The sequence below is a fragment of the Bradyrhizobium sp. CCBAU 11430 genome (genome assembly GCF_028128855.1).
Lineage (GTDB): Bacteria > Pseudomonadota > Alphaproteobacteria > Rhizobiales > Xanthobacteraceae > Bradyrhizobium > Bradyrhizobium ottawaense.
The window spans coordinates 315,243-327,590 of sequence record NZ_LBJV01000007.1; the positions used below are offsets into that span (position 1 = coordinate 315,243).

Below are 12,348 nucleotides of genomic sequence, written 5' to 3' on the forward strand. Positions count from 1 at the left end.
CCCCGCTTCGGATGCTTCGCCAGGTTCGGCGAAGACGGCAGACGCAGATGGCTTGGAACGCGGCAATTCGGGGCACTCAAGCTCTGCAAAACCACCGGAAGCAGCCGACCCTGAGCCTGGCCTCGGTAGCGCGGGCCGCGATAATTCACAGCACAATTCAGAGCCAGGGTCTGCAAAGGCGGCAGTCACAGAGTTGACTGAAGCTGGTTCTACGCAAGGGCACAGTCTCGGTAACGACAACGAGCATCATTTTCCGCCTTCGGATGCTTCGCCGGGTTCGGCGAAGACGGCAGACGCCGATGGTGTGGAACGCGGCCATTCGGGGCACTCAACTCTTGCAGACGCACCTGAAGCAGCTGAGCTCGATGAGCCAAGCGTCGCAACGGCCGGTAGCGAGGGCCGCGGTGACTCACAGCACGGGCCTGCAAAGGCGGCAGCCACAGAGCTGACTGAATCTGGTTCTGTGCAAGGACACAGCTTCGGTAACGACAACGAGCATCATTTCCCGGCTTCGGATGCTTCGCCGGGTTCGGCGAAGACGGCAGACGCAGATGGCGTGGAACGCGGCAATTCGGGGCACTCAACTCTTGCAGACGCACCTGAAGCAGCTGAGCTCGATGAGCCAAGCGTCGCAACGGCCGGTAGCGAGGGCCGCGGTGACTCACAGCACGTTTCAAAACCAGGCCCTGCAAAGGCGGCAGCCACAGAGTTGACTGAGGCTGGCTTCGCGCCGGGAAATGGCGCCGAGCATCAAGCTCCGGTCTTGGATGTTGCGGCAGCGTCAGCCGGGGAAGAACCGACCGTCGTGGAGCATGGCAACTCCGAGCACGATTTACATGGCTCTAAAGACGCACCCGAAGCAGCTGAGATGGTCAAACCGAGCGTCGCAAATGGCGGTGACTCCGGAAACTGGCCGCAGGCTGCGCAACCTGCTGCAACCGCGTTGGACCCCGTACAGCCGGCTAAAGTTGCCTTCGAGATTGGGGGTGCGGAATTGGCGTTTCGCTTCGATAGCTATGCGACTCCTCCCACATTCGGCGCGGTAGTTGAGCTTGATGGCCCGCCAGGTCGGCACGTTCCGCCCGGTCAGGAAGTGGACCTCCACACCATCGGCAAATCGATCCCTGATGCACTGGACGAACACGCGGTCGCCCCCGTTCATAACGTTCCGCATCACGCCGTTGTACCCGCGCCTCATGACTTGCTGATTTGAAGCGTCCCATCGTTACAGATGTGGGAGCCCTCCGCATCCACCGTCCTTGCGGCTCCGCGAATTTCGAGTAACAGCCCGGGAATCGATAGGTATCACATCAGCGGCTTCTTCGAGCCGTTCTTTACGACCAAGCAGATCGGCGAGGGCAGCACGGGGCTTGGCCTGGATCGGCTATCGCATCGTCCGCGAAGATGGCGGTGAGCTCCCTTGCAACGCACGAGCCGGAAGGCGGCGCGACCTTCTGACGTCAATTCTTACGCGCCGTTACCCCCTATGGAGCGACTCAGACAGATCTATTGATCGATGTAGCGTGTCCAAATTTGAGCCCGTCGGTTCACAGTCATTGAGTTCTCGGATCAATGGTTGAACGGACCGTTCTGCTTGGGCGATGGATGTTTATCTTTAGCCGGATAGCTGAGAGAGGCCGCTTTTTATGCTCACTCCATCGGATACCTGGGGCGAAGCCGTTGAATCTTAGGGGTCTTTGTTTTCCGTGGCCCCCATGATGGATCGGACCGAGAATTCAAGTTTTTCAATTGGTTAGACGGCTGCGTGTGCGCGGCGTGTGCACCGAGAGGATCCATAAAAATCCACTCATGATCATTTGTGTGAGCGTACGTTTTGAAGAGCACGGCCGCGGTTGTCGCAGCTCATTCCGTGGGGTGAATGCGAGTGGCAACATTAGCTCAATCACCGTAAGCCTTCCGCGCAATCGTGACCTGCTGTGCGCAACCGCCGCGCGTGTGCGAGACCGCACTTTCGGTCGAGCCGGTGTTGTGAGGCGCCGGACCCGGTTACGGGGCCGCTGTGAGTTGCACATCAAAAAAGTATCAGTTGCACATTGAAATCGTGGTGGCGGGCCCGGATACCGGTCGCTACGATCCCTAACGAGAGGAAGCGCTGAGCAAATTCAGCCGACAAGGGAACAGGGGCGGATCATCAAAAACCGCACCGGCCCGAAGGGAGCGGATATGGAACCGGACCTGGAAGTTGTCCAGATACGGCGCGGCGAGTCGTTCAAGGCGTGGTCGCACGGCTACCCATTCCACACGGTCCGCTGGCATTTCCATCCAGAATACGAGCTGCACCAGGTCGTGGCGACCAGCGGTCGGTATTTCGTCGGCGACTTCATCGGCGAATTCGAACCGGGCAATCTCGTTCTTACCGGCCCCAACCTGCCGCACAATTGGGTGAGCGATCTGCCGGCGGAGACCACCATTCCGCTGCGGGGACGCGTCCTCCAGTTCAGCGAAGAATTCATCGGCGACCTGATAAAGGTCATGCCTGAGCTTTCGGGCCTTGCCTCGCTGCTGGAATTCTCCCGCCGCGGCGCGCTTTTCACCCGCAGCACAAGCGAAGCGGTCGCGCCACTCATGGAGGAGATCGCGACGGCGAACGGTGTGCGCCGGATCGAGCTGTTCCTGATGATCCTGGGAACGCTCTCCCGCGCCCGAAGCGCGCGTCCGCTCTCGAGCCCGAACTATTTGCCTGACCCCTCAGGATACATGTCCGCGGGGATGAACAAGGCGCTCGCCTTCATCCGGCAGAACCTGACGCAGCCTTTCGGTGAAGCCGAGCTTGCGGCCATCGCCGGCCAATCGCAGAGCGCGTTTTCGCGCTCCTTCCGCCGGCACACGGGCATGTCGCTGGTGCAATACGTCAAGCGGCTGCGCATCAATCTCGCCTGCCAGATCTTGATGAGCGACGAGCAGGCGTCGATCACCGACATCTGCTTCGAGGTCGGCTTCAACAATCTCTCCAATTTCAACCGGCAGTTTTTGGCCGAGAAAGGCATGCCGCCTTCGCGCTTTAGGCGATTGCTCGCGCAGAACATCAATTCGGCACGCGCGGCCTAGCCGGCGAAAAAGCAAAGGAGGAGACCACCACGGGAAGAATGACGCGGGCATGCCGATGGCAGCCCGCGACAGGAATCGCTTGTCCAGGAATTCCGCGCGGCTTCGGAGCACCGGCACTCATCGTCGCCGGCGACGGGAGCCGCGAAGGCCCGTCTTCAAGGATCAACCACAGCACTCTAGTTCTGGAAAGGAAAGTCCGAATGAAAAGGTTCTCCCCGAAACATACGGGCACACTGGCCCTGGCCCTGTCGCTGCTTGGCACAACAGCCATGTTCTCGCAGGCCGCAGAGGTGAAGGACGCGACCGTTGCCTTCCTGATGCCGGATCAGGCGTCCACCCGCTACGAACAACATGACTATCCGGGCTTCGCCGCGGAGATGAAGAAGCTCTGCGCAAGTTGCAAGGTGATCTATCAGAACGCCAGTGCTGATGCCACACGGCAGCAACAGCAGTTCAACTCGGTCATCTCGCAGGGCGCCAAGGTGATTGTGCTCGACCCCGTCGACTCGACCGCCGCCGCCTCCCTGGTCAAGATGGCACAGTCGCAGGGCATCAAGGTCATTGCCTATGACCGGCCGGTCCCGGACGCCAAGGTCGATTTCTACGTCTCCTTCGATAACGAAGCCATCGGCAAGGCCATCTCCGAATCGCTCATCAAGCATCTGAAGGCCGCCAACGTCGCGGCCAAGGAAGGTGAGGGCGTGCTTGAGATCAATGGATCGCCGACCGATGCCGCCGCGGGGCTCATCAAGAAGGGCATTCACGCCGGTCTCGACAAGAGCGGCTATCCAATTCTCGCCGAATACGACACGCCGGACTGGGCGCCGCCGAAGGCGCAGCAATGGGCGAGCGGCCAGGTCACCCGCTTTGGCAAGAAGATTCTCGGCGTCGTGGCGGCCAATGACGGCACCGGCGGCGGCGCAATTGCCGCCTTCAAGGCCGCTGGCGTCGATCCAGTGCCGCCGGTGACGGGCAACGATGCGACGATCGCCGCGCTTCAGCTCGTCATCGCCGGCGATCAGTACAACACGATCTCAAAGCCCAGTGAGATCGTGGCCGCCGCGGCGGCCCAGGCCGCGGTGAAGTTCCTCTCCGGCGAGACACCCAAGGCGGAAACCACGCTCTTCAATGCGCCATCGAAGCTGTTCGTGCCGGCGGTCGTCACTCAGGAGAACCTGAAGGCGGAGATCATCGACAAGAAGATCCAGACGGCCGATCAACTCTGCACGGGCCGCTATGCCGCCGGCTGTAAGAAGCTCGCCATCACGCAGTAACTGCGTCCGTCCCGGCCGCTCGCGGCGGCCGGGACGAACGACGAGAGGACGGACTGGCACATGACCACGATCTCGGATGTCGATCACGCGCAGGGCGGACCGCGCAAGCCGGTCTTGAGTCTTCGCGGAATTTCCAAGCATTTCGGCGCCGTGTCCGCCCTGACCAACGTCGATCTCGACGTGCATGCCGGCGAGGTCGTGGCGCTCGTGGGCGACAACGGTGCTGGAAAATCCACGCTGGTGAAGATCCTTGCCGGCGTGCACCAGCCCAGCTCTGGAACGATCGCCTTCGGCGGCGAGCCTGTCACCCTATCCGATCCCGCCGCGGCGCTCGGTCTTGGTATCGCCACCGTGTTCCAGGACCTTGCGCTCTGCGAGAATCTTGATGTGGTCGCAAATATCTTCCTCGGCCGCGAGCTCAATCCGATGCGGCTCGACGAGGTCTCGATGGAGCTCCGCGCCTGGACGCTGCTCAACGAATTGTCGGCGCGGATCCCGAGCGTGCGTGAGCCGGTTGCTTCGCTCTCCGGCGGACAGCGCCAGACCGTGGCGATCGCGCGTTCACTGCTGACCGAGCCGAAGCTCATCCTGCTCGACGAGCCCACCGCCGCGCTCGGCGTCGCCCAAACCGCCGAGGTGCTCGACCTCGTCGAGCGCGTCCGCGCCCGCGGCCTCGGCGTCATCATGATCAGCCACAACATGGAGGACGTCCGCGCGGTCGCGGACCGGATCGTGGTGCTGCGCCTCGGCCGCAACAACGGCGAGTTCGAGCCCGACGCTTCCAACCAGGATCTCGTCACCGCGATCACCGGTGCGGACGAAAACTCGGTCTCGCGCCGCGCCAGCCGGCGCCGGGCCCATCAGTCGCCGGAGCTTGGGCGATGACCGACGACACGCAACAGATTTCGACCGCGCGCCTGCTCGACCGCAGCGACGAGCGGGTCAGGCACGCGGACACGCTCGGCAATACGGTCAGCGCCTTTGTGGACCGCGTGCGGTCGGGCGACCTCGGTTCGCTGCCGGTGGTCGTCGGGCTCATTGTCATCTGCACGGCGTTCGAGAGTCTCAATCCTGTTTTTCTGGCGCCTAACAATCTGGTCAATTTGCTGTTCGATTGTTCGACGGTGGGGGTGATCTCCCTGGGCATCGTCTGTATCCTGATGGTCGGCGAGATCGACCTCTCGGTCGGTTCGGTGAGCGGGTTCGCTTCAGCGCTCGTCGGCGTGCTTTGGGTCGGTCAGGATTGGCCCGTCGCTGTGGCGATCGTCACGGCGTTGGTGCTGGGCGCTGCCATCGGCGCGCTCTACGCATTCCTGTTCAATCGCCTGGGGATGCCGAGCTTCGTCTCGACCCTGTCGGGCCTGCTGGGTTGGCTCGGCCTGCAGCTGTATCTGCTCGGCTCCTCGGGCTCGATCAACCTTCCGTACGGATCGCCACTGGTCAATTTCGGGCAGATGCTCGTCATGCCGCCAATCGTGTCCTACGTGCTGGCGGCGGTTGCGAGCCTTGTGATGTTCGTGACCAGCTATCGCACAGCGATGCGCCGGCGGCAGGCGGGGCTATCGGCCAGTTCGCTCGGCCGCATGGTGCTGAAGGCGCTGCTGGTCACCGTCATGCTCGAATTCGTCGTCTATTATCTCAATCTCGGCCGCGGCATTCCGTGGATGTTCGGTCTGTTTGTCGGCCTGTGCGTGGTCATGAACTACGCGTTGACGCGGACCAAATGGGGCCGCTCGATGTCTGCCGTCGGCGGCAATCGCGAGGCGGCCCGCCGGGCCGGCATCAACGTTCGCCGGGTCTATCTGACCGCGTTCGTGCTTTGCTCCACGCTGGCGGCGGCCGGCGGCATTCTTGCCGCGGCGCGGCTGGCATCTTCCAGCCAGCAGGCCGGGACCGGGGATGTGAACCTCAACGCGATCGCCGCCGCGGTCATCGGTGGCACGAGCCTGTTCGGCGGTCGCGGGACCGCCTATTCCGCTCTGCTCGGCGTGATCGTCATCCAGTCCATCGCGAGCGGCCTGACGCTGCTCGATCTCTCCTCGTCGCTACGGTACATGATTACGGGTGCGGTCCTTGCCATTGCGGTCATTGTCGATTCGCTGGCACGGCGCTCGCGTCTCTCCCATGGCCGAGCTTGAATAACTCGAACAAGAAAAGGACAAGCCTTGGCCCAGGAACTTGCAGGAAAAGTTGCCGCGATCACCGGAGCCGCATCGGGCATCGGTCTCGAATGCGCCAGAGCTTTGATCGGCGCGGGCGCGCGGGTGGTGCTGATCGATCGGGCGGAGGAGGCGCTGAGCAAAGCCTGCGTGGAGCTGGGCGATCAGGCGATTCCGTTACGCATCGACCTCACCGATCCCGAGAGCATGCGAGCCGGGATGCCGCAGGTGCTGGAGAAGGCGGGCCAGCTGGACATCTTCCATGCGAATGCAGGTGCCTATGTCGGCGGTGAGGTGCTTGGCGGCGATCCCGACGCCTGGGACCGCATGCTCAATTTGAACATCAATGCGCTGTTCCGGTCGATCCATGCGGTGCTGCCGCATATGGTCGAACGCAAAAGCGGCGACATCATCGTCACCAGTTCGATCGCAGGTCTCGTCCCCGTCGTCTGGGAGCCGATCTATACCGCCTCTAAGCACGCAGTGCAGGCTTTCGTGCATACGCTGCGCCGCCAGGTCGCCAAACACGGTTTGCGCGTCGGCGCCGTTGCACCCGGTCCGGTCGTGACCGCGCTCATCAAAGACTGGCCCAAAGAGAAGATCGAGGAAGAAATGGCGGCAGGTGGCTTGATGCAGCCGGTGGAGGTCGCAGAGGCGGTGCTTTTCATGTTGACGCGTCCGAGGAACGTCACCATCCGCGACCTCGTCATTCTGCCGCAGAGCAACGATCTGTAGCTCTCTCCGATTGGCGATCCAGATGACCAAACAATCCGATGACCAACATTTTCTTGGCATCGATGTCGGCACCGGCAGCGCGCGGGCCGGCGTGTTCGATCGCTCGGGCAAGCTCCTTGCGAGTGACAACGCTCCCATCGCACTTTGGCGGGAGCCAGGCGACATCGTCGAGCACTCGAGCGAGGACATCTGGCGTGCCGTATGCCGCAGCGTGCGCGGCGCGGTGGCGCAGGCCGGCATCGCGCCGGACTGCATCGCCGGCATCGGCTTCGACGCGACCTGCTCGCTGGTGGTGCTGGGCGAAGGGGGCGCGCCGCTGCCCGTCGGGCCGTCCGGCGATCCTGCTCGCAATGTCATCGTATGGATGGATCACCGCGCCGCCGATCAGGCTCGCCGGATCAACCAGACGGGCGAGACGGTTCTCGACTATGTCGGCGGAACGATCTCCCCCGAGATGGAGACGCCGAAACTGTTGTGGCTCGCCGAAAACATGCCCGATACGTTTTCCCGTGCGTGGCAATTCATGGACTTGACCGATTTTCTCACCTGGCGTGCGACGGGGAGCCTGTCTCGCTCCATCTGTACCGTGACGTGCAAGTGGACCTATCTGGGCCACGAAAACCGTTGGGACGATCAATTCTTCCGCAGGGTCGGCCTCGGCGTGCTAGCGGACGAGCAGTTCCGGAGGATCGGCACCGAGATCGTGCCCGGCGGAACGAGGCTTGCGGCGGGCCTGACGGCGGAGGCTGCGGCCGATCTCGGACTTGCGACGGGTACGCCGGTCGCTGCCGGCCTCATCGATGCACATGCCGGCGGTGTTGGTACGGTGGGCGCGCGCGGCACGGCGGGCACGGTGCTGACGCGCATGGCCTATGTGTTCGGAACGTCCGCCTGTACCATGACGACCACGCCGGATCCGTCCTTCGTCCCCGGCGTGTGGGGACCCTATTTCTCCGCCATGGTGCCCGGGCTTTGGCTCAATGAAGGCGGGCAGTCGGCCGCCGGCGCTGCCATCGAGCATCTGTTGCAGATGCATCCGCATTCCGCGCAAGCGACGCAGGCGGCACGCCAGAAGGAGCAGACGCTTGCCGATTGGCTCGCTTCGGAAACCGAATCGCGCGGCGGTGACGGAATGATTCCGCAATTGGTCGGCGAGGTTCATGTCGTCCCCGAGTTCCTCGGCAATCGCGCGCCGTTCGCGGACCCCGAAGCGCGTGCGCTGATTGCCGGGCTCGATATGCGCTCGGATCTGGAGAGCTTGCTGGCGCTTTATCTTGCCGGCCTGTGCGGTCTCGGTTGCGGGGCCAGGCAGATCGTTCGCGCCCAGCAGGACAAGGGCATCGCGGTCGATACGATCGTGGTGAGCGGGGGCGCCGCAAAGAGCCGCCTTGTGCGGCAGGTCCTCGCCGATATGACGGGTTTGACGGTGGCTGCGTCGGCATCCCCGGAGGCCGTCCTGCTCGGCTCCGCCATGCTTGGATCAGTTGCATCGGGCGACCATGACAATCTCGGCGAGGCGATGGAGGCGATGTCGGTTCTGGGAGACATCTCTCGACCCCAGGCCGCTCTCGCAGACTGGGCCGATCGGCGCTTTCGAGCTTTCGAGGCCCTGCAGAAGGTCGGTCGGGCAATCAGAAGCGCTTCGTAGCCCATTGCCAGCTGGACCGGGCGTATCCAGGCACGGCTTGCATCCACGTCGGCGCTGCCTGCGTAGGAAAGGGCATTCGCCCCTCTTTCATCATCTCGACACATATGTCATTGTAAGAATACAAATGTATATGACGGGCATTTTTGTCCGGCGAAGGGAGGGCTGCCCATGGGTAGGAAAGTCGCATTCATTGCGGCCTTGTTCGGCGCGTTGGCATTGGTGGGTCCGGCGCAGGCGCGGGTCGAGGTCCAGTGGTGGCACGCCATGAGTGGCGTCCTCGGCGATCGGCTCAATGAGCTGGTCGAGAAGTTCAACAAGTCGCAGGACAAGTACACGATCGTCGCGGTCGCCAAGGGGAACTATGACGAGGTGACCAACGGGGTGATCGCCGCCTATCGCGCCAAGCGGCCGCCGGAGATGGTGCAGATCGCCGAGCGCGGTTACATGACGATGCTGCTTTCAGGGGCCATTGTCCCCGTGCAGGATTTGGTGGAGCAGAAAGGTTACAAGATCGACTTCTCGGACTTCATCAAGCCCGTCGCAAGCTTCTGGAGCTACAAGGGCCGGATGTCGGCGATGCCCTTCAACTCGTCGACGCCGATCTTCTGGTACAACAAGGATCACTTCCAGAAGGCCGGCTTCGACAAGCCGGCCGACACCTGGCAGGAGCTGGAGAAGCAGCTCTACACCATCAAGTCCAAGGGGATCAGCGAGTGCGGCACGGTCCTGCCAGGCGATTTCTACTGGAGCCTGCTCGAGAACTACAGCGCCATCAACAATCAGCCCTACGGTACGCTAGCGAACGGCTTCGACGGGCTCGGCACCGAGTTCGTCTACAACAAGACGAAGGTGGTGTCGCAAGTCGCGCGGCTCAAGAAATGGCTCGATGACGGCGTGATGCAGATCGCGGGTCAGGGCTTCAGTCCGGAACAATTGTTCACGTCGGGGCGGTGCTCGACCTTCGTCAATTCGACCGCCTCGCACGGCAACATCGAGCGCAATGCGACCATCAATTGGAGCGCCACCTTCCTGCCGCACGAGAGCGACATCAATCCGCCTCTCAACAGCACGATCGGGGGTGGGGCCATCTGGGTCATGAAGGGCCACACGCCGGAGCGATACGAGGCCGTCGCAGCCTTTCTGGATTTCGTCGCGCAGCCGGAAACCCAGGTCTGGTGGCATGGCGCAACCGGCTATGTTCCCGCCACCAATCGCGCCTATGCGGTCGCGCGGGAGCGGGGCTACTACAAGGATCATCCGACCAGGGAGATCGCGGTGCTGCAGCTCTCGCGCGGCACGCCGAACGAGAACTCCCGCGGCTTTCGCTTCGGCAACTTCGTGCAGACGATGCTGGCCCAGCGCCAGGAGGTCGAGGCGGTGTTCGCCGGTCAGAAGCAGCCGCAGCAGGCCATGGATGACGCAGTCAAGCGGGGTAACGAGATCCTGCGGCAGTTCGAAAAGCTGAATGCCGGGAAGACTCCGGAAACCGAGCGTCCATGACGTTGCGCCTGTCCATCCCATGGCGCGAGGCACGCGCACCCGTGCTTCATGGAAGGCGCGGGGGTGGTGGGTTCAAGGCCGTGCCGGCGGCAGTCGCCGGCAGCTCGCGTCGGTCGGGCAGAAGGCGGCCGCGTGAGGAGGCCGGACTGAAGCGCGCCAATTTCGGCGACAGTCCGGGCCTGCCGACTTTGCTCTTGCTGCCGCAATTGCTGATCCTGCTGTTCTTCTTCTTCATTCCGTCGCTGCGGGCGCTGATGCAGTCCGTTCTGCTCAGCGATCCGTTCGGGACCAACGTTCAGTTCGTGTGGTTCGACAATTTCAAGACGCTGCTTGCGAGCGGCGACTACCGCCAGTCGATCGCGGTGACGTTCTGGTTCACGGTGGCGCAGAACGTGCTCACATTGGGCAGCGCGCTCGTGCTGGCCTTTGCCACCGACAGGATCGTGCGTGGCCGTTCGGCCTATCGCACGATCATCCTGCTGCCATATGCCATTGCGCCCGCGATCGCCGGCATCCTGTGGGCCTTCCTGTTCAATCCGGCGGTCGGCCCGCTCGCGCAGGTGCTGCACGGGCTCGGTATTGCATGGGACCCCAACCTCAATCCGACCGATGCGCTGATCCTGGTGACACTGGCCGCGTCATGGAAGCACATCTGCTACGATTATATCTTTCTGGTCGTGGGGCTGCTCGCGGTGCCGGTGTCGCTGATGGAGGCTGCCGCCGTGGATGGCGCGGGACCGATCCGCCGCTCCGTCTCGATCGCGCTGCCGATGCTCGGGCCCACCATCTTCTTCCTCACGGTGATGAATTTCATCTATGGCTTCTTCGAAACCTTCGCCATCATCGATGCCGTAACCAAAGGCGGCCCGGCCGGTGCAACCAACATTCTGGTCTACAAGGTCTTCGTCGACGGCTTCGTCAATCTCGATCTCGGCTCTTCGGCTGCACAGTCGGTTCTCTTGATGAGCTTTGCGCTGATCTGCACGCTGCTGCAATTCCGCTACTTCGACCGCAAGGTCAATTACGGGGTCTAGCCGCATGGTGGAACGCTCACCCGTCCTTAACATGCTCTGCCACGCGATCCTGATCGCGGGCGCACTGACGGTCTGCATACCCCTGTATTTCGCGTTCGTGGCCGGCTCGCTCACGGTGGCCGAGGTGCAGAAGGTGCCGTTGCCATGGCTGCCGGGAGGCCAGTTCTTCGACAATCTGCAGCTGGCCTGGAGCAAGGGCAATTTCAGCCGCACCTTCACGAATTCGATTATCGTGGCGCTCGGCATCACGGCCGGCAAGATCGCGGTATCGCTGCTCTCGGCCTTCGCCATCACCTACTTCCGATTCCGCTATCGAATGCTCGCATTCTGGCTGATCTTCATGTCGCTGATGCTGCCGATCGAGGTCCGGATCGTGCCGACCTTCGAAGCCGTGGCAAATGCCGCGCTGCCGCTGCAATGGCTCTTGGATACGCTGCGTGTCGCCGATCTCTGGCGCTGGATCAGCGGGCACGAGGTCGCGATCGCGCTCGAATGGAACATGGTCAACACCTATCCGGGGCTGATCCTTCCGCTGATCGCCTCGGCCACCGCCACGTTCCTGTTTCGCCAATTCTTCCTGACGATCCCGGAGGAACTGTGCGAGGCGGCGAGGCTGGATGGCGCCTCGCCGCTGCACTTCTTCTGGAGCATCCTGCTGCCGCTATCCGTGCCGAACATGGTGGCGCTCGCCATCATCCTGTTCCTGTTCGGCTGGAATCAATATCTCTGGCCTTTGCTGTTCACGACCGATAAGGAGATGGCAACGGCGGTCATTGCGTTGAAGGGCCTGATTCCCCGCTCCGACAGCGAGCCAGCCTGGAACATCGCCATGAGTGGTGCGCTCCTCACGATGTTGCCGCCGGTGTTGGTCGTCCTGCTGTTGCAACGCTGGTTCATCAAGGGTCTTGTCGACAGCAGCAAATAGGGAC

At 62.5% G+C, this 12,348-nt stretch carries 9 protein-coding genes and 1 pseudogene; all 10 read left to right on the forward strand.

The annotated features are described in order from the left end of the window. Nucleotides 1-1,213 (forward strand): annotated as a pseudogene (locus tag XI04_RS06215) (LuxR C-terminal-related transcriptional regulator); the annotation flags it as partial. A gap of 971 nt (nucleotides 1,214-2,184) precedes the next feature. After that, the gene (locus XI04_RS06220; protein ID WP_028145362.1) at nucleotides 2,185-3,069 is read left to right on the forward strand and encodes an AraC family transcriptional regulator; all 885 of its coding nucleotides are present in this window, start codon (nucleotides 2,185-2,187) and stop codon (nucleotides 3,067-3,069) included. A 200-nt stretch (nucleotides 3,070-3,269) separates the two neighbouring features. Continuing rightward, nucleotides 3,270-4,343: an ABC transporter substrate-binding protein gene (locus XI04_RS06225; RefSeq protein WP_271608287.1), complete on the forward strand. Its 1,074-nt coding sequence runs from the start codon at nucleotides 3,270-3,272 to the stop codon at nucleotides 4,341-4,343. A 60-nt stretch (nucleotides 4,344-4,403) separates the two neighbouring features. Beyond that, the gene (locus tag XI04_RS06230; protein ID WP_271608286.1) at nucleotides 4,404-5,228 is read left to right on the forward strand and encodes an ATP-binding cassette domain-containing protein; all 825 of its coding nucleotides are present in this window, start codon (nucleotides 4,404-4,406) and stop codon (nucleotides 5,226-5,228) included. Further along, a complete protein-coding gene (locus tag XI04_RS06235) occupies nucleotides 5,225-6,481 on the forward strand; it encodes a sugar ABC transporter permease (protein WP_271608285.1) in 1,257 nt (418 codons plus the stop codon). Before XI04_RS06230 ends, XI04_RS06235 begins: the two co-directional genes overlap by 4 nt. Before the next feature lie 27 nt (nucleotides 6,482-6,508). Next, a complete protein-coding gene (locus tag XI04_RS06240) occupies nucleotides 6,509-7,237 on the forward strand; it encodes an SDR family oxidoreductase (protein ID WP_271608284.1) in 729 nt (242 codons plus the stop codon). Nucleotides 7,238-7,259: 22 nt separating this feature from the next. Then, a complete protein-coding gene (locus XI04_RS06245; RefSeq protein WP_271608283.1) occupies nucleotides 7,260-8,885 on the forward strand; it encodes an FGGY-family carbohydrate kinase in 1,626 nt (541 codons plus the stop codon). Nucleotides 8,886-9,053: 168 nt separating this feature from the next. Further along, on the forward strand, nucleotides 9,054-10,385 hold the full coding sequence (locus tag XI04_RS06250) for an extracellular solute-binding protein (protein WP_063615352.1): 1,332 nt from the start codon (nucleotides 9,054-9,056) through the stop codon (nucleotides 10,383-10,385). 80 nt (nucleotides 10,386-10,465) lie between these two features. Continuing rightward, nucleotides 10,466-11,419 (forward strand): ABC transporter permease subunit, encoded by a 954-nt coding sequence (locus XI04_RS06255; protein WP_271623541.1) that lies wholly within the window; start codon nucleotides 10,466-10,468, stop codon nucleotides 11,417-11,419. A 4-nt stretch (nucleotides 11,420-11,423) separates the two neighbouring features. Next, the gene (locus XI04_RS06260) at nucleotides 11,424-12,344 is read left to right on the forward strand and encodes an ABC transporter permease subunit (protein ID WP_028145354.1); all 921 of its coding nucleotides are present in this window, start codon (nucleotides 11,424-11,426) and stop codon (nucleotides 12,342-12,344) included. Nucleotides 12,345-12,348: the final 4 nt, after the last annotated feature.